Source organism: Micromonospora sp. B11E3 (assembly GCF_039871625.1).
GTDB lineage: Bacteria > Actinomycetota > Actinomycetes > Mycobacteriales > Micromonosporaceae > Micromonospora.
Window position 1 is genome coordinate 1 of record NZ_JBDPMC010000030.1, and the last position, 16,905, is coordinate 16,905.

Annotated in this window: 20 protein-coding genes and 2 pseudogenes; 7 read left to right on the forward strand and 15 right to left on the reverse strand. The window is 67.2% G+C overall.

The window, feature by feature from the left end; genetic code table 11:
• Positions 1–125: 125 nt before the first annotated feature.
• Both ABGB16_RS16740 and ABGB16_RS16745 read right to left on the reverse strand, forming a co-directional pair.
• The gene (locus ABGB16_RS16740; protein ID WP_347668989.1) at positions 126–638 is read right to left on the reverse strand and encodes a PQQ-binding-like beta-propeller repeat protein; all 513 of its coding nucleotides are present in this window, start codon (positions 636–638) and stop codon (positions 126–128) included.
• Positions 639–651: 13 nt separating this feature from the next.
• Positions 652–1,113: an MSMEG_3727 family PQQ-associated protein gene (locus ABGB16_RS16745; RefSeq protein WP_347668990.1), complete on the reverse strand. Its 462-nt coding sequence runs from the start codon at positions 1,111–1,113 to the stop codon at positions 652–654.
• A gap of 475 nt (positions 1,114–1,588) precedes the next feature.
• Between ABGB16_RS16745 and ABGB16_RS16750 the strand changes: the two genes are divergently transcribed.
• The 3 genes from ABGB16_RS16750 (at position 1,589) to ABGB16_RS16760 (ending at position 3,757) form a co-directional block, all read left to right on the forward strand.
• A complete protein-coding gene (locus ABGB16_RS16750) occupies positions 1,589–1,990 on the forward strand; it encodes a heme-binding protein (protein ID WP_347668991.1) in 402 nt (133 codons plus the stop codon).
• Between the two features lie 343 nt (positions 1,991–2,333).
• Positions 2,334–2,648 carry a transposase family protein gene (locus tag ABGB16_RS16755; RefSeq protein ID WP_347668992.1) on the forward strand — a complete coding sequence of 105 codons (315 nt, stop codon included), beginning with the start codon at positions 2,334–2,336 and terminating at the stop codon, positions 2,646–2,648.
• Entirely contained in the window at positions 2,648–3,757 is a 1,110-nt protein-coding gene (locus tag ABGB16_RS16760) for an ISAs1 family transposase (RefSeq protein WP_347669060.1), read from the forward strand. The genes ABGB16_RS16755 and ABGB16_RS16760 overlap by 1 nt, the downstream gene beginning before the upstream one ends.
• 8 nt (positions 3,758–3,765) lie before the next feature.
• Here the strand turns inward: ABGB16_RS16760 and ABGB16_RS16765 are convergent, their stop codons facing one another.
• The 6 genes and pseudogenes from ABGB16_RS16765 to ABGB16_RS16790 form a co-directional block, all read right to left on the reverse strand.
• On the reverse strand, positions 3,766–4,302 hold the full coding sequence (locus ABGB16_RS16765) for a manganese efflux pump (RefSeq protein WP_347668993.1): 537 nt from the start codon (positions 4,300–4,302) through the stop codon (positions 3,766–3,768).
• A gap of 380 nt (positions 4,303–4,682) precedes the next feature.
• Positions 4,683–4,850, reverse strand: a pseudogene (locus ABGB16_RS16770) (IS6 family transposase); the annotation flags it as partial.
• Positions 4,844–5,095 (reverse strand): IS3 family transposase, encoded by a 252-nt coding sequence (locus ABGB16_RS16775; protein WP_347668994.1) that lies wholly within the window; start codon positions 5,093–5,095, stop codon positions 4,844–4,846. The gene ABGB16_RS16775 and the pseudogene ABGB16_RS16770, both read right to left, overlap by 7 nt.
• A complete protein-coding gene (locus tag ABGB16_RS16780; protein ID WP_347668995.1) occupies positions 5,071–5,367 on the reverse strand; it encodes a transposase in 297 nt (98 codons plus the stop codon). The genes ABGB16_RS16775 and ABGB16_RS16780 overlap by 25 nt, the downstream gene beginning before the upstream one ends.
• A 46-nt stretch (positions 5,368–5,413) precedes the next feature.
• The gene (locus ABGB16_RS16785) at positions 5,414–6,451 is read right to left on the reverse strand and encodes a transposase (protein ID WP_347669061.1); all 1,038 of its coding nucleotides are present in this window, start codon (positions 6,449–6,451) and stop codon (positions 5,414–5,416) included.
• 168 nt (positions 6,452–6,619) lie between these two features.
• Complete coding sequence (locus tag ABGB16_RS16790; protein ID WP_347668996.1) at positions 6,620–6,817, reverse strand: polymorphic toxin-type HINT domain-containing protein; 198 nt, start codon at positions 6,815–6,817, stop codon at positions 6,620–6,622.
• On the opposite strand from ABGB16_RS16790, the gene ABGB16_RS16795 reads away from it, so the two are divergent.
• Positions 6,786–7,229 carry a hypothetical protein gene (locus ABGB16_RS16795; RefSeq protein WP_347669062.1) on the forward strand — a complete coding sequence of 148 codons (444 nt, stop codon included), beginning with the start codon at positions 6,786–6,788 and terminating at the stop codon, positions 7,227–7,229. The two genes, ABGB16_RS16790 and ABGB16_RS16795, sit on opposite strands and share 32 nt — an antisense overlap.
• Before the next feature lie 568 nt (positions 7,230–7,797).
• Here ABGB16_RS16795 and ABGB16_RS16800 read toward each other — a convergent pair.
• From ABGB16_RS16800 to ABGB16_RS16810, 3 genes are read right to left on the reverse strand one after another with little or no spacing between them, the layout of a single operon-like run.
• The gene (locus tag ABGB16_RS16800) at positions 7,798–8,199 is read right to left on the reverse strand and encodes a hypothetical protein (RefSeq protein ID WP_347668997.1); all 402 of its coding nucleotides are present in this window, start codon (positions 8,197–8,199) and stop codon (positions 7,798–7,800) included.
• A gap of 44 nt (positions 8,200–8,243) precedes the next feature.
• Positions 8,244–8,702, reverse strand: coding sequence for a hypothetical protein (locus ABGB16_RS16805; RefSeq protein WP_347668998.1), 459 nt, complete (start codon positions 8,700–8,702; stop codon positions 8,244–8,246).
• Positions 8,660–9,460, reverse strand: coding sequence for a polymorphic toxin-type HINT domain-containing protein (locus ABGB16_RS16810; protein WP_347668999.1), 801 nt, complete (start codon positions 9,458–9,460; stop codon positions 8,660–8,662). Before ABGB16_RS16810 ends, ABGB16_RS16805 begins: the two co-directional genes overlap by 43 nt.
• A gap of 176 nt (positions 9,461–9,636) precedes the next feature.
• Between ABGB16_RS16810 and ABGB16_RS16815 the strand changes: the two are divergent.
• Positions 9,637–9,941 (forward strand): annotated as a pseudogene (locus ABGB16_RS16815) (acetate kinase); the annotation flags it as partial.
• Positions 9,942–10,181: 240 nt separating this feature from the next.
• On the opposite strand, the gene ABGB16_RS16820 reads toward ABGB16_RS16815, so the two are convergent.
• The gene (locus ABGB16_RS16820) at positions 10,182–10,859 is read right to left on the reverse strand and encodes a hypothetical protein (RefSeq protein WP_347669000.1); all 678 of its coding nucleotides are present in this window, start codon (positions 10,857–10,859) and stop codon (positions 10,182–10,184) included.
• Between the two features lie 360 nt (positions 10,860–11,219).
• Here ABGB16_RS16820 and ABGB16_RS16825 point away from each other — a divergent pair, with 360 nt between their 5' ends.
• Complete coding sequence (locus ABGB16_RS16825) at positions 11,220–11,819, forward strand: DinB family protein (RefSeq protein WP_347669063.1); 600 nt, start codon at positions 11,220–11,222, stop codon at positions 11,817–11,819.
• A gap of 468 nt (positions 11,820–12,287) precedes the next feature.
• The gene (locus tag ABGB16_RS16830) at positions 12,288–12,968 is read left to right on the forward strand and encodes a metalloregulator ArsR/SmtB family transcription factor (protein ID WP_347669001.1); all 681 of its coding nucleotides are present in this window, start codon (positions 12,288–12,290) and stop codon (positions 12,966–12,968) included.
• A 27-nt stretch (positions 12,969–12,995) separates the two neighbouring features.
• Here the strand turns inward: ABGB16_RS16830 and ABGB16_RS16835 are convergent, their stop codons facing one another.
• From ABGB16_RS16835 to ABGB16_RS16845, 3 genes are read right to left on the reverse strand one after another with little or no spacing between them, the layout of a single operon-like run.
• Complete coding sequence (locus ABGB16_RS16835) at positions 12,996–14,318, reverse strand: MFS transporter (RefSeq protein WP_347669002.1); 1,323 nt, start codon at positions 14,316–14,318, stop codon at positions 12,996–12,998.
• On the reverse strand, positions 14,315–15,592 hold the full coding sequence (locus ABGB16_RS16840) for a hypothetical protein (RefSeq protein ID WP_347669003.1): 1,278 nt from the start codon (positions 15,590–15,592) through the stop codon (positions 14,315–14,317). Before ABGB16_RS16840 ends, ABGB16_RS16835 begins: the two co-directional genes overlap by 4 nt.
• Positions 15,589–16,905, reverse strand: a complete 1,317-nt coding sequence (locus ABGB16_RS16845) for an ATP-grasp domain-containing protein (protein WP_347669004.1) — start codon at positions 16,903–16,905, stop codon at positions 15,589–15,591. Before ABGB16_RS16845 ends, ABGB16_RS16840 begins: the two co-directional genes overlap by 4 nt.

Genomic DNA, 16,905 nt, shown 5'->3' on the forward strand with positions numbered 1-16,905 from the left:
TCTGTGAGAGGACCACTTCATACCGGGGTTCTGCGTCTTTCCCTTGCACCACAACGGGTCCGGGCGTGTCCGCACCGGCCACCAGCACCGCTACCCGCCGCACTCACACCGTTACGCGGAAAGGCTCACTGACCGTTAACCGCGTCGAGCGCGAGCACATGAGCGTTCAGGGTGACGACGAAGACCTTTCCCTTGGCCACCGCGACCCCGCGGTTGACGTTGCCGCAGCACAACGGGGTATCGAACGGGATCGCATGCTTGTACTGCCATAGTTGTTCGCCGGTCCGGGCGTTGATGGCCCAGACCCAGCCGTCCCAGCCCGAGACGTACATGATTCCGTCCACGACGATGGGAGCGGCCTCGAACGCGTACGTCGACTGGCCCGCGTGCATGCCGAACGTGCCGAACTGAAAAGCCCACGCCGGAGCGAGTCGTTTGACGTTCGCAATGTTGATCTGGTCCAGCGGGCTGAACCGCTGCCCGTCATAGGCGCCGTAGTAGGTCAGCCAGTTCTGCGGTTCCGACCGGGCCTGGAGGATGCGTTCGTACGTGACATGGCGAGCCACCGGTGGCGCGAACCCGACCAGTTGGCTCACCGATCCGAAGTTGACGGCCGACCCTGCCTCTACATATTCCATCAGCTGCTCACTTCTACGGTCGTGGCTGTTCTGGACGGTCCAGGCGGGCCTGGCTCGGAACGTCACCCAGTACGACGATCGCCCCTTCCAGTCCTCGGCCCTCATCATTGGCGATAGGGGAACTGAACCAGTAGTAGCCCGGGCCGTCGAGGTTAATGGTGGCCGTTCCTCGTGAATAGATCGGCAGCCCCAGCCACTGACTGTCCCCATTGCTCGGAAAGAGCGCGGCGTGCCCGTTCTGGTCATCGTTGGTGACCTCGATTTCGAGGTCGCCCCCATGGGGCATGACGATAACCGCTGGCTCCCAGACCATTTCATCCAACGGAATCCGGAGTTTGGCGCTCATCCGGCCGTCCGGTCCCTCCTCGGCGTGTTCGAGGCCGCCGTGGGCGAGGAGTCGACCAATCGTCGCCCCGTTCTGCCTGTCCAACCCGAGCTCGCTCAGTGCGGCGGATATCTTATCCACAGTCGGCATCGAACCATCTCCTAAACCCCGAGTTCGCGCGTTCCCTCGATGAGCGGCGTCGCCCCGACACCGTCGGCAGGTTCATCCGGGCGGGACATCCCGGTGCCACCGCCCTGGTCGCTGCACCAGTGCCCGCTGCAACCGGCATCCATGTCGGCTTCGCCTCGACCACTCGCCACCTCACCGACTCCACCTTCCTGCTGCCGGCAGGCTTTCGCCCCAAAATCCGGATAACGCTGAAGAGCGCATGTGCGTAGGGTATGGTGGGCCGGATAAAGAGGCTTCTCCGCCATGATTTCCGACCTTTGGGAAGACGGACGGGCGGTTAATGATTCGGTTCGGCGCAGGTGCACCAGGATCCGAAGGAGTCGGGTCGCCAGCGCGGCGGGCTGGGGTGCCGGTCGCATCGAACCACGAGAAGCTGGTAAACGACCGGAAGGGAAATACTGAGGTGACAAGCGTTGCAACGCGGTCAGATGTGACGATGGATCAGGCGCAGATAGTCCTGGAGGCGAGCGTGCGGAAGGCACGCGAGCTGAATCTGCTGATGAATATCGCTGTGGTCGACGTGGGTGGCAACCTGAAGTCGTTCACCCGAATGGACGGCGCCTGGCTCGGCAGCATCGACATCGCGATCAAAAAAGCGCGTACGGCGCGGCTCTTCGATATGGCGAGCGGGGAACTCGGCCCCTTGGTTCAGCCCGGTCAGCCGCTTTATCACATCGAGTTCTCGAACCAGGGTCTGATTACCTTCCCGGGCGGGATTCCGCTGAAGGACGGTAACGGCCAGGTGGTGGGTGCCGTGGGCGTGAGCGGCAGCACCGTCGACAACGACCAGGTGGTGGCAGAGGCGGGCGTGTCGGCGTTCAGCGCGATGGCAGCGTGAGCCCCCGTCTGGGTTGCCCGTCACGGCGGGGTCACTGGGTAGGTGCCCGGGAGTTCGGATACGCGGCTGCGCAAGACGGTTCAGGCGGTGGTGGGGGTCCACGCGGCATTGTTGTCGAACGGCACCGCCGGGTTGGTGACGAATCGCAGGTAGTCGTCGCGGCAGGGCCCCGGCAAAGTCGTGGCGGTGTCTGACCTGAGTGGACTGGAGTAGAAGCGCCGTTGTTGATGGCAGCAAGACGGGCAGTGCACCGGCTCTGACCGTGTCCGAAGCCGCTGGCGGACTACTCGCTGCGCTGGCCGATCTGCCTGATCCACGGGCCCGGCGAGGTGTGCGACACCGGTTGACGGTCGTGGTGAGCGCTGCGGTGTGCGCGGTGGTGGCCGGCAACCGGTCGTACACTGCGATCGCTGAGTGGGTCGCCGACGTGCCGGCGGCGACCGCGTTCGCGCTGGGCATGGCCCCGGATCGGCGCCCGTCCGAGGCGATGATCCGCCGGCTGTTGCAGGCCATCGACCCGCAGGTACTGACCGCGGCGGTCAGCGTCTGGCTTGCCAGCCGGGCTGCTGCCGGCACGTCGGCGTCCCGGCGAGCGATCGCCGTCGACGGCAAGACCCTGCGCGCTCGCGCACCACCGACAGCACGGCCCGGCATGTGATGGCCGCCTGCGATCAGGCGGCCGGCGTGGTCCTGGCCAGTACCGACGTCGACGGCAAGACCAATGAGATCACCCGATTCCAGCCGCTGCTCGACCAGATCGGCGACCTGCGCGACACCGTGATCACCGCAGACGCGCTGCACTGCCAGCGTGAGCACGTCGACCACCTCGCCGAACGCGGCGCGCACTGGATCCTGACCGTCAAGGGCAACCAGCCGAGGCTGCACCGCCAGCTCTCCGGTCTACCCTGGCGGGCCGCCCCGGACGTCTTCCGCGACACCGACCGCGGGCGCGGCCGCCGCGAGATCCGCACCGTGAAGGCCCTGACGATCTCCACCGGCATCGACTTCCCACACGCCGCCCAAGCGCTGCAGATCCGCCGCCGCAGGCGGCGCCTGGACCAGCCGAAACGCTTCACCACCGAGACCGTCTACGCCATCACCGACCTGCGCGTGCACCAAGCGAAACCGGCACAACTGGCTGCCTGGATCCGCGGCCACTGGTCGATCGAAAACAAGATCCACTGGGTGCGGGACGTCACCTACGACGAAGACCGATCCCAGATCCGCACCGGAACCGGACCCGAGGTCATGGCCGCCTTACGCAACGCCGCCCTGCTCGGCGAGTTCGGCCGGATCGGGGTCGGTGTCGGCGGCGCGGGCAGCACCCCGACGGTGTCCATCGCGGCGGTGCCCCGTTTACGGTTCGCCGTCAGAAGAACATCCGTGCCGGTGGAGGCCGAATGCAGCCAGGCCAGCCGGCCCTCGACACGCATCCCGGTCTCGTCGAAGCAGGCCACCCGGGCGGCGGCGATCCGATCCCGGATCACCGGCAGGACACGCTCGATGATGCCCAGAGCGCTGCGTTTGACCCAGCAGTCCACCGTCGCCTCGGTGCCGCGAGCGCCGAACAGGTCCCGCAGCGCGGCCGCGGTACGAGACACCGACAGGAACTGCCCGTGCAGCAGGTACAACCCCGATCGCGGCCAGGCGTGGCCCGTAGGCCGCTGGTGCGGTTACACGGCGGGCGCCCAAAGGCGTCTCCCCTTTCGCCGGTCCATGTCCGGCCCAGTTTCCGTAGCTGATCCGTCTGGTTGCGCGGCCCGGTGAGTCGACCCTCAACTGTCGAACACGGCCAGCACCAGGGCCATGATGACGGTTGCTGAACCGCCCAATAGATCGGAGCGGATGCGAATGAGGCGGGAAGCTGCCCGCCCGAGCCGCAACCCGGCGAACGCCATCAGGGCCGTAATGGCGCCGAAGACCGATGCCGCGAGCCAGGGCGAGAAGCCGAGCAGGCCCAGGCTCGCGCCCGCCATGACGTTGTCCAAGCTCAGCGGCAGCGGCAGGCCAAAGATCATCCAGGAATGCGTCAGCTCCTCCGGACGGGCGCTTCGCAACGCCCGAACGAGGAGGTACAGACCGTACGTACCTAGCAAAATCGGTCCCAGGTAGCCGGCGATCAGCTCGATGGCCTGACTGGCCTGACGTCCAGCCAGCACGCCGACCAGGGGTGCTACCCCGTCGCAGACCCCGAACATCAAGGCCACCAGCGCCGCTTGGCCCTGCCTGAGCCCCAGCGGACCGAGCGCAACAGCTGTCCGGAAGTTGTCCAGGCTGAGGATGAACCCGAGGATCAGAAGGTTGGCGAGCACGCGGCCTCCTCACTGTCAACGGCCAGTTGGATCTCGCGTGGCCGGCCGGGAGCCGCCGTTGGCGGCCACGGGCTTCTCCCCATCGGCGGCGAGATGAATCCGAACAGCGCTGGATTTCTGCCGAGGTCCCCGTAGCGCCACGCACTGGTCTCGCCTTCCCGGTGGACGATCGGGTGCGAGGCACCGCAAGTGCCATCCCGATGGGTGCGGGACGGGCAGGGGTTCTGGTAGACCTTGGTCAGCCGCCGCAGGGGTGGGTCGACGTCCTGCACCTGCCGGACGATCCGGCCGCCTGGCCCGCGGTCGGCAAGACGGAGCTCTTCGGGGCGCCGTTGCGTTGTGGGATCGGAAGATGCGTGAAGCCTGTGCCGGGTGGGCGGTCAGATCGCTTGGGCGAGTTCGGCAAACGCCGCTGCGACCCGCAGAGCGGGCGGGGTGTCGATGGCGAGTTCGTAGTGGCCGCGGCGGAGGTTCTGCATGAAGGCGTGTCCGGCGATGATCACCTGCGCTGTCGTGTCCGTTCGTAGCCCGCGCATCGGTCTCAACCGGTGAGGTCCTGGGTCACCCGCGGGGAGCCGTAGGTGCCGCCGGAGGCGTCGAACGCTGCCCGGATCGCCTCGTCGAGCGCATCGCGGCGGGTCTGCCGTGCGGTGGGCCGCCGGTCACGCCACTTGTAGAACCACGACTGCGACAGCCCCAGCGCCCGGCAGGTCACCGCGTGCGGCACGGCATGCTCGGTCCTCTGGGCGGCGACGAAGCGGGCCACGATCACTTCGTCGCCTCCTTGACCCACAGGACCACGGATCGCTTGAGGACATCACGCTCCATCGCCAGCTCAGCGTTTTCCTTACGCAGCCTGGCCAACTCGGCGCGTTCGTCCTCACCGAGACCACCCGCGGCGGCCTCGCCCCGAGCCCGACGCTCCTGCGCCACCCAGTTCGCCAGAGTGCCGCTGTTGATACCCAGATCCCGAGCGACCTGCGCGATCGGCTTACCCGTCTCCCGCACGATCCGCACAGCGCCCTCACGGAACTCCCGGTCGAACCGTCTCCTCGTTTCAGCCATGACCATCTATCCCCTTAGGTCCGGCCTCCACGCTATCGGGGGAACCTCAGGCCGCGGTGGTGGCCACGTTGACGATCAGGTTCGGCGCCGGACGGGGACCGGTCTCACCGTCAGGGCCGCTGGTAGCGTCCGGTTCGTCGTGGTGGTCGCAGGTTTCGGTCAGGTGGACCTTGTAGCCGTTCCAGAACAGGTCGTCGCCTTTGGCGGCCCACCGGGTGTCGGTGTCGTACGGCGAGGTGATCCGTGTTCTGGCGGGCGGGAGACCGTCCGTGTCCGCCTCCCGCCGCCGGATCACCTCCCGCCCCCTGCTATCGGTGGTGATCAGATAGTTCTGCACCAGCACGACCCGCAGGGCCTGCACGGTGGGCAGTTCGGCCAGCCATGCCGGAGCCTGCGCAGCGAACACCGCGCGTAGCAGGGCGACGGCGTCGGTGCCGTAGACATGGGCGAGCCGGTCCCGCTTGGCCTGCGAGGCGGGCAGCCGCCAGGAATCGATACGCGGTCCGTACCGGTGCGCCCACTCGCCGACGTCGATCACCGTGGCCAGCCAGTCCGGTGCGGCCATCGATAACGTTTCCAGGCAGGCCCGTACCGACTCACCGGCCAGTTCGAGGCGGTTGAGGTCACGTACCGCGCTGATCACGTGGGTGGAGTCGGTGCGTTGTTTACCACCGGCGCCGATCAGACCCTGGCCGGCCAGCACGGTCAGCATCCGGGTGAAGACCAGTTCTTCCATGCCGTGCTCGACCAACCGGGCCCGGAACTTGCACAGCACGCTGGCGTTGAAGCCGGGATCGGTCAACTCCAGGCCGAGCGCGTACTTCCAGTCGATAGCCCGCGCGACCATCTGCGCGGCCTGCCGATCGGTCAGGTTCTCCGTGTATTGCAGGGCGGTCACCAGCGCCAACGCGCCCGGAGACTCGGCCGGGGCGCCCCGGACACCGAACGCGGCGGCGAACTGCTCATCGGTGAACACCTCGCCCAGGTGGTCGCGGGCGGACATCGCCACACTGCCGTTCGGGAACGCAGCCCGGGCCACCTGCACCGTCTGCTCCGGAATCTGGACCCGCGACCGCGGCTGCATCGACACTCGCACACCCCTCCGCATGGCCGGAAACGACAAGAACACGACCGCGAACAGGGATCATCACCCAGGAACCGGCCAGGCAGAACGATCCCGACGGCGTGTCACGAATTCGGCAGCAGAGTCGTCAACCCACCTGCCGTCGGTGGCGTCCCAGAACGGGTGGTGCTAGGTCGTCTTCACCACCGTCGTTTTGCCGGTCTCGGCGTCGCGCACGGTGACATCGGTCAGGTCACGATCCTGGTTGACGTGCAGCTGGGTGACCGGCTTCGCCGCACTCCGGCCGGTCTCCGGGTCGGTCGCGGCGACCTCGTCACCATGCTTCAGATCCTCGATCGGCTTACTACTGCCATCGGCCAGCAGCACCCGGGTCGACGGATCGAACCGCGGACTGACCTACGCCGTCGTCGGCAAGGGCACCTTCGTCCATCCCCAGGCGCCCGAACGCATCGGCACCGACGCCGACGGCCACCCCATCGCGGCCACGACCCAAGCGCCGGTCATCAGCGACAACCCGGCCCTGAACCGGCGCCTCGCCCTCTACCTCCTGGAACGGGAGCGCATCAGCGGCAAGATCGTCGACGCGTTCATGAACAGGGACACCACTGCAGCCTGGCAAGCCACCGAAGAACTCGCCACTCTCCAACACGCACACACCGACCTCGCCGACGACCTCGCCGCCTACGAAGCCAACCTCGGACGAGCCGCCAGCAGCGGAACGCCCGAACCCGCCGAGCAGCCGGCACCGACGAAGCAGCGCCGCAACCCCAAGGCATAGCCCAGCAGCCCCGCCGCCAACGGAGCCACTGGGCTAAAGATCGCTTCATAACCAAGAACGGCCCGGCTTCGCCGGGCCGCGCGCACGCGCCCGTGCAACGGCCAGGGCCGGCCAGGCGACATATCCCAGTCGAAGCGATCGAGGCCGTGGCCCATCACGGGTCAACTCACGCGACGGGTTCCAGGGATCGACGCCACGCCGCTACGCGCCGTGCCAACGATCAGCCGCAACTTCGGCATCCAGCCTGGACAGTTGGATCGGTACATTTGCACATGTTCCGGGCATCTGACATCAGCCCTGACAGCAACCGGGGCACACGACCATGCACCTCAACACACGCAGCTACCATGCGAATCGCTTATCGGAGCATCTCGTTGCATTGTTCGAATCCCAAAGGGAGGAGGACTCGGCGGGCATTCATGTCCCGACCGAGCCCCCCGTTAATTCTAGACTCAAACAAAGCTGGATAGGTCGCGGGGTTGGTCCGGTGTTTTCTGGATAAACGTCGCGTCACGCCGATCCCCCATCGTCGCGGAAGATGTGGGGGCATCAGCAGCAGCCGAGCGCTTCAGGAAACTCTGCCAAGCGATTCGATTCGCAGACCTGCCACTTCACAAGTCCACTGGAGTACACGCGTCGGAACAGGATCGTCCGCCTGCTCAATGTCAACGGTCAGTCGCTGGTCCTCTAATCGCGCACCGACAATAGTCCACATCTCGTTGTCGCGCTGGAACCAGTACAGCCACTCACCCAACTCCCATCCGCGAGCATCTTCCATCTGCGCCTTTTGAGCTAGTGGAGCTTCGCGCCACCGATTCAGCCACGCCTCATTCTCTTCGGGCGTCAACTCTTCGGCAAAGTGATCAAGGAGCCACCTGGGCAAGCGAGCCCTCCAGGAATCTTCGTCAGGCTCCATTACTCTCGCCTCAGCCAGAAGGAGAAAGAGGTCTCGCACCTCCTCAAGCGTCACGCCGAAATCGGAGGATTCTACCGCTACAAGTTGACTACGCACAGCTATGACCGCCTACGACCACTTCCGGGGATAATGTTGTCGAACATCATCTTAATATGCTGCGGCCTGAGCATATATTGGTCCGCCGCTTGGGTGGTGTCCACGACAAGGGGTTGATCGGGAAACTTCTTGGCCTGACTCTCCGGCACCGCGTTATTCCGCAGCCAATCACGGAACTCGCTCTTGACGTCGAACTCTTTGATCTCCGAATCCGCAAATCCCTGCCCCAGGCGCTTTTGCAAAAATTGTTCTGCCCTCTCCTCGACACCAAAGTTCAAGAAGATCGGCTTCTTGGCGTCCCGGAGGAGCACGCCGCCGTCATCCCTTACCCGAACCCTTTCGTTGCCCGCACCCTCGACACGGTAAACGGTACATACGTCCTTGTTGTTGTGGACGAGGACCGGCGTGTCACCGGTGATCACATAGTACGTGTGGATGTCGGCGACGGTGAGGTCGTGCATCCGCTTGTCGCCGGTGTAGTTGCGTACCTCGACGACGGTGAGCTGATCTCCGGGGCCACCGCCGCCCATGCCGGCGCCGGTGCCGTCGCCTTCCAGGCGCGCTTGTCGTCGTGCACGAGCAGCCGGTGGCCGACCGCGAGTTTCGCGGCGTCGACCCACCTGCCGTCGGTGGCGTCCCAGAACGGGTGGTGCTGGGTCGTCTTCACCACCGTCGTCTTGCCAGTCTTGCCATCGCGGACGGTGACGTCGGTCAGGTCACGATCCTGGTTGACGTGCAGCTGGGTGACCGGCTTCGCCGCACTCCGGCCGGTCTCCGGGTCCGTCGCGGCGACCTCGTCACCATGCTTCAAATCCTCGATCGGTTTACTGCTGCCATCGGCCAGCAGCACCCGGGTCGACGGATCGAAACTGTGCAGCGGCGCGCAGCCCGCCGAGTCGTCATCCTGGCGGTGCCGCCCCTGATAACCGGGCCCACCGGACGATCCACCCGCGGAAGCGGCCCTGGCCCCACCACCACTGGTGGCGTTCGAGCCCCTGCCGCCGGCCTTCACGTCACCACTGCCCGAGGCACGTCCGCCCAGTCTGGGCAGGCGGCTTCCGGCCGCGGCAGCGGCCTTCGCCCCACCCGCCGCCGCACGGAGGCCACCGCCGAGGCGGCTCAGGCCCGCCGACAGCGCGCCGTCCAGGCCGCCCTCGATCATCGTGCCGGCCAGACCGCTCCAGGGGAACTCCTGATCGCCCCGGGAGACGTCGACCATGAACCCGGTACCGGCGGCCATCGCACCGGCCGCGGCCCCGGCCAGGATCAGACAGCCCACCCCGGTGGCGCACAACGCGCCGATGGCGAACCGCCGCGACGAGCCCCGCCGCCGCGGTGGCGACGAACTTCAACGGATCCCCCTTTGTTCCGATCAGGGAGCAGAACGGCGACACACTCGCCTTCGACGTCTGCTGCCACCGGACCACCGCGTACGTCGGCGCGTGCTATGCGCCCTGCTCGGACGGATGGACCCAATCACCTTCACCGCCAGGGTCGGCAAGCACACCGCGCCGATCCACCCCGCCTCGCTGGCTGGTCCCAATCGGCTGGGAATCGCCGTTGACCCGGCGCGCAGCGACGCCACCGGCGACCGGGTGATCTCCCTCGACGACGTCGAGGTCACGGTCTGCGTGATCGGCACGGACGAGGAACGCGAGATCGCCCGCGAGACCCGGGAAGTGCTGGCGGCCGCCGGTTGACCGGCGGCCGCCAGCGGACGCTAGAGCTCAAACGGCTTGCACTCTAGCGCTCTCTCGATCACTTCTTCGTCGGAAAGTTCAGGGCCTTCGAAGAACATCAGATTGACAACTCGCGGGTAGACGAGCAACCTTTCCAGTTCATCAGACAGCGGACCAGACGCCTCGTCCGGGAGCTGCGGATCACGCAACTGCCGAATAAGCTGAAGGGCCCGTTCACGTCCGGCCTCGTCCAGAGATCTTCTAGCCAATCCCGTAATGACAGCCTGAATCGTGGGCACGTCGAGCCTGGCTCGAACACCTACAGGGGACCGGCCATTTCAGGCTACCCCGAATCTCCATCCAGTAACGGATCTCGCCGCAAATCACTTCGTCTTTGACGTGCAAAGAGACCCATGGGAGCGCCGACAGGATCAGCTCAACATCTTGCAGGGCCGAGAATTTTACTTCACCCAAAGGATTCACCCCACCCCCAAGGGGCGCATAGAAGCCATCACCAGCAGTAAGGTACTCGACTTTCCGGATCTCCGATTGCTCGATTGCGCATTCACGCTTGAGGGGTATCTGCCGCAGCGCCCACTCAGCAGAACCATCCGGCGAAAGGATTTCCGGGAGACCGGAAATCGGAGGATCGAATCGCAGAGCAAGTGCCGCGAATCTGAGCATCCAATAGGCGCCGATCGCAGCCCTAACGCCCCCAAGCTCGACAGCCAGCTTGATGGCCTCCGCAGCAAAGTTGAGGTCCTCTGCGCGGCGGTTCGGGACCATTTTCCGGAAGGGAGTGGCACTGACCTCCAAAGACTCAAAGATCGATAGCCACCACTGCGGAGAGGTGCCGCCAGGGAAGCGGTGGGTCACCCAGTCGGCAAGCCGCCCTTCAGGGAGTCCTCGCATTTCACGAAGATCGTGATCTACCCTCATCTACGGCGCCCTCCCACCAAAGTCTCGAATAACTGCGAGGGGAATCCTGATGTCAGCGCGGCCGAAGGCATCTACCCCTTGATTGATGAATGAAGCGGCACATTGGGCCACACGGCGGCGTGTAGTGACCCGTGAAGTTATCGAACGATGTGACTTTTCCACCACTTCCGATTGTGATCTGCCCAGCGCCAACAACCGGAGATCCACCACTGGCTATTGTGTGATGAATGCCAGGCAAATCGCGAACGATGTTTAGGTTACCTCGCTCCCCTACCGTCCAAAGATACCTGCCTCCGCCTTCGACTGCCTGCGCGAACTCGGGAGAGCCAGCCGCCATTGCGGACACCCCCTCGAAATCGGCTGCCATCTGCTCGAACGGCAAATCGTGCGAAGGCTGCGCTGCACCACTACCTCCAGGCGACTCGCGAAGACCTCATCTGGAAGCTCGACGGGCTGAGCGAACGCGAAGCCAGACTGCCCCGCACCGCGACCGGCAACAACCTGCTGGGAGTCCTCAAGCACTGCCTCAATGTCGAAGCCGGCTACTTCGGGCCTACCTTCGGGCGCGAATTCCCGACGCCTGAGGAACTGGTCCCCATGCAGGCGTACGAGGAGGACCCGCAGGCAGACTGGTACGCGCGGGAGGACGAGACGAAGGAGGGTCTGATCGACCTGTATCGCCGTGTCGGGGTATTCGCGGATCAGACGATCGAACAGCTGCCGCTCGACGCGCCGGGGCGGGTGTCGTGGTGGCAGCCAGGCAGACAGGCCGTGACGCTGCAAAGGATCATCATCCACGTGACCTGCGACCTCGCCCGTCACGCCGGTCACGCCGACATCATGCGCGAGCAGCACGACACGGCGATCGGCCTGCGGCGAGAGAACAGCAACATCCCGCACGACTATGACTGGCCGGCGTACGTAACCAAGCTGACGAAGCTGGCTGACCGCTTCGGATAGCCGCCCGGTTCCGTCGGTACAGTCGGTGAGTTCAGCGACCGCCCTTCGGCACGACCGTGCATAGCGCCACGGCACGTTCCATCACCCACCGTTACGCCCGGTCGGCGCCAGATCAGGGCGTTTTCGCTCGGTCGGCCGGCGCCACCGAGTCGGTGTGGTCAACGAGGGACGAGCGGTTGATCTCCGCGAAGGTTCGGAGCTGGCTGGCCTTCGATCCACCGAGGGTGTTGATGGTGCGGGACCAGGAGTCCTCTGGTCCCAGACCTGGTCATTGACCGGGAAGTTGTCCCAGATGGCGCGGCGGTGCCGGCGAATGTCGCCGGCACCGGCAACAGACCGTCGACGGCGGTGAGCAGGTCGTCGTCCGGGCTGGGCACCGGACCGCGCGCCGACCGGGCCCGGACCGCGCAGCTCCGGGGCCGGACGGTTCGGTGTTAGCATCGACCGACTGCCGCGGGATCGGGGCTCATGAACGAATTCGTTGAACTGGGCATCTACACCCAGTTGGCCCGGATCGGCAAGGCGCTGGCCCATCCCGTACGCCTGCGGCTGCTCGATCTGCTCGAGGACGGCGAGATCGAGGTCGATCGGCTGGCGCGTGCCGCCGACGTCAGCCTGAAGAACACCTCGGCGCAGCTGCAGCAGCTCCGGAGCGCCAACCTGGTTGTCACGCGCAGGCAGGGCAACCGGATCTACTACCGGCTTGCCGGGCCCGAGGTGTCGAGCCTGCTGTCCGCGCTGCAGTCGTGTGCCGAGCAGCGGCTCGCCGATCTACGTGAGGCCATCGCCGACCTGCTCGGCGATCCCGACGAAATGATGCCGGTGACCGTCGATCAGCTACGCACGCGCCTCGACGATCCTGGAGTCGTGGTGGTGGACGTCCGGCCCGCGCGGGAATACGCCAGGGGCCACATCCCTGGAGCGGTCAACCTGCCGGCGCAGGAGCTCGAGGCCAGGTTCGACGACATCCCCCGCAACGTCGAGATCATCGCCTACTGTCAGGGGCCGTACTGCGTGCTGTCCCCGGATGTCGTCCGCCTGCTGCGCGATCGTGGATACCCGGCCCGGCCGCTGGCGGGTGGTATGACCCGGTGGGCGCGTGAGGGCGGCACGGTGCAGCGCGGTGGGCAGATGGGCGCGGACCGGTGACCGGGCCGTCGGCACCGCCTCGCGGGTTCAGCGCCTGACTCCGCCCGGCGGGGCGGCACCGGGAAGCCCCGGAGCCGAGGGCTCCAACGCCGCGGGCTTCGCGAGCCCGTCCGCCGTGGACGGTTCCGGAGGGGACGCATGCGGTTCGACGGCCTGGCGGGGCAGCCGCGGCTCGAGCCGGGTGAGCGTCAGCGCCGAGCCCGCCACGCCAGCCGCCAGCACCAGCCACATCACCGCGGGCGACAGCGTCAGCAGGCTGGTGAGCACCGCCGGCGCCAGGGCCGTCGGGACGGCCCACGAGAGCTGGTACACGGCCAGGTGCCGGCCCCGGGTGTATTCCGGCGCGGCGTTGGCCACGAGGGCCGAGGCAGTCGCGCCGTGCAGGAGTTCGCCCACGGTGAACAGCACGGTCGCGGCGAAGACACCGGCGATGAGGGCGCGGTCGGACGAGACCAGGCCGAGCGCCTCGAACAGTAGAAAAGACATGCAGAAGACAGCCCCGCCGAGCGCCACCGCCCGGGTTCGCCGGAACCGCGTCAGATACCCGCTGACCGGGATCTGGAGCGCCGCGATGCCGATGGTGTTGACCGCGTACAAGACGCCGACAATCGAGTTCGGGGCGCCAAGGTCCTGGGTCACGTAGACGGGAAGGCTCACCGACAACACCATGTACCCGAATGCGGTCGGCACGTTCAGCAGGGTGAGGGCCAGAAACGGACGGTTGCGGAAGACCAGGCGGTACCCTCGCCGGACCCTGGCGCTGCTGTCGTGCGCGGGCGGCGGCGCCGCGATGGTCCGCATGAGGCCGGCGGTGACGAGGAAGGCGGCCCCGCTGGTCAGGACGATCGCCTGATAGGCGACGTCCGAGCCCCAGCCCAGGGCGGCGGCCGCGAGCAGGCCGCCGAGGCCCAGCCCCGCGTTACGCAGGCTCCGCTGGGCAGCGATCAGGCGGTCCCGGTCGGCGCCGCGGGCGATCTCGGCGACCAGGGACTGGATGGACGGCGGGAAGCTCCCGTCGCCGAGAGCGACGACCGCGACCGCGAAAAACATCGGCACGGGCGAATCTACGAGCGGGTAAGACGCGAAGCCTGCTGCGCGCAGCAGGTATCCGCCGATCACCACGGCCCGCGCCCCGAGACGGTCCACCAGGATTCCCGCCACGGGATTACTGACCAACGACAGCAGCGCCGCGGCACTCATGATCGTTCCGACCTGGACGATCGGCAGCCCGGTGACGTGGTGGAAGTACAGCAGCGAGATCGGCAGGTACATCCCGCTGCCGGTGGCGTCGACGACCATGGCGGTCATGTACCGCAGCCGCATCGACCCGCGGGCACTGCCGGCGTTCATGCCGGCACCACGATCTCGGTCTGAGCCTCGAAGCGGGCGCCCAACAGACGCAGCCGGCGCTCGCACTCCGTGCGCTCGGGTGCCGAGGCGACTGCGGCCACCAGGAAGTCGGAGGATCCCGACGCCGGATCCAACAGCTGCCCCGGCCGCGCGTAGACCCAGAAGTGTTCCAGCCAGTCCTCCTGGGGCGCCTGCGGCACCTGGCGCACGAGCCCGGGCCGTTTCATCATCAGGACCTGGCCGGCCATGCGTGTCGGCACGGGCCGCGGCCCACCGGCGACCGCTTCCTCCAGCCCGGGTAACGGCAGCCCGGCCTGGGCGCGGGTGGCGTACTCGCCGAGGTTCACGCCGAACATGGCGGCGAGGACCTCACGAACCTTCGCCCCGGCCGGGCGGGCGGCGATCTCGCAGACGACCAGCCGGTCGTCCGGCGTGTGGAAGATCTCGGCGTGGAAGGCGTGGTCGCGCAGCCGGCTGCGCTCCGGCCGCAGGGCGGCCAGCGCCCCCTCCGTCAGGTCCAGCAGTCGCTTGTTCAGCGGGTCGTCCGTATCGAGGGCGACGTCCACCCGGCTGCCCGCGTCCGTGCCGAACGACGCCAGGTCGTACTGGTACTGCGACGGCCAGCCCAGTACCATGCGGCCATCCACCACCAAGCCGTCGACGTGACACATGCGGCCGGGCACGTACGTCTCCAGCAGCAGGTCGTCGCGAACGCTGCCCGGTTCCGGCCAGGCGGCCGAAAGGTGCTGCTCAAGGGCGTCCGGGTCGTCGAGGATCCGCAGACCAATCGCGTTGTACCCATGGCGGTGCTTGCTGACCAGTGGAAAGCCGTGCAGCTCGGCGAAGGCCCGCGCCTCGGCCGCGACCCGCGGCACGGTGTAGCTGGCCGTTTCGATGCCCGCGACGCGCAGCCGCGCCTTCATGGTGGCCTTGTCCCGGAAGGGCGCCGTGTCGGACGGCCAGGCGCCGGCCAGCCCGTGCGCCTGCCGCAGCCCAGCCGCCAGGTCGACGTCCGCCTCGTGATGCGCGATCACGGTCTCCACGGCGAACTCGGCCGCCAGGCTCGACGCGCGGCGGCGCAGCGACTCCTGGTCGTCGAACGTGTTCAGGAACTCCAGCCGCCGGTAGCCCAGGTCGTCGTCGGGCACGGTCTCGCCGAACAGCTCCAGCCTGTCCCGGGCAGCGAGCACGACCACGTCACCGGGGTAGTCCCGCAGCCACTGGTCGTACGGAAACGGTTCGAGTGGGTTACGGTGCAGGACGAGTACGGTCACGCCCGCGCCTCCACGACGTCGCTGTGCTGCTCCACGGCCGGGTCCACGACCGCTACCTGGGCGATCCCCGGGCGGCCTCCGTGGCTCACCGTGCGGACCCGGATGTGCTCCCGGAGGACTGCGGCGCCGCGGCGGATCGCCGACTCGGGGTCGGGCGCGGTGACCGCCACCAGGCCCAGCCGGTCCCAGTTGTCGCGCAGTTCCCGGATGACGTCTCCCGGGTGCGCGCTCATCCGGACCGTGAGAACGTCCGGCAGCCGCCCCGCGTCCTCCACTCCCTCCACCGATCCGATCCGGCCCGGCTCGGCGACCAGGAACCGGGTGCAGGCGGCCGCTCGCTCCCGGGGGCGGCCCGAAAGCTCCGGCACCAGGCCGAAGGGCCAGCCGAGCGCGTACGTGGTCAGGTCCACGCCATAGGCACCCTCGACCAGTTCCGGGATGGCGTCCCCGGCGATCCGGTTGTGGCTCTCGATGACCACCGGGCCGTCGGGGCCGATGCGCATCTCGGTATGGCTCACGCCGTCCCGGAGGCCCACGGCGGCGAGGAACCGGCGGACGTACCGGCGGGCGGCCTCCTGGTCGGCATGCGGCAGCCGGGCGGGAACGACGTGTCCGACCTCGGCGAAGCCCGGTGCGACGAACTTCTCGGTGACCGCGACGACGACGTGCCGCCCGGCGAAGCTGAAGCACTCGACGCTGAGCTCCGGGCCGTCGACGTACTGCTCCATGATGAAGTCCTGGATCAGGAACAGGGTGGAGCCACGGTCGGTACGCTTGCCGCGCAGTTTCTGGACCCGCGCCCACACCTCGTCGGCGTCCTGGGGACCGCGGACGAGGAAGACGCCAAAACTCGCGGTGCCGTCGACCGGTTTGACGATGAACGCGCCGTGCTCGGCGCCGAAACGGTCCAGATCCGCCCGTTCGGTCAGGGGCGCCGCCGCGACCGAGGGCACGCCGGCGGCAGCGAGGTGCCGGCGCATCGCCCACTTGTCGCGCAGCAGGTGCGCGACCTCGTACCCCGTCCCGCCGAGGTCGTACCGGTCGTTGATCCGGCCCGCCGGTTCCAATCCCGGTTCGGTCAGCGACAGGGCGGCGTCGAATCCGGGATCGTGCCACAACTGGCGGACCAACGGCTCCACGGCCGACCAGTCGGTGTAGTCGACGATCCGCACCACGTCGGCCAGATCCTGTTGGGCGCTGGTCATCTTGGTGGGATGCTGCAGCAGCAGGACACGCAGGCCGAGCGCCTTGGCCTTGCGTACCGTGTCCTCGACCGCTCCGACCAGCAGCAGGGTGCCGTGTGAGCTCGTCAC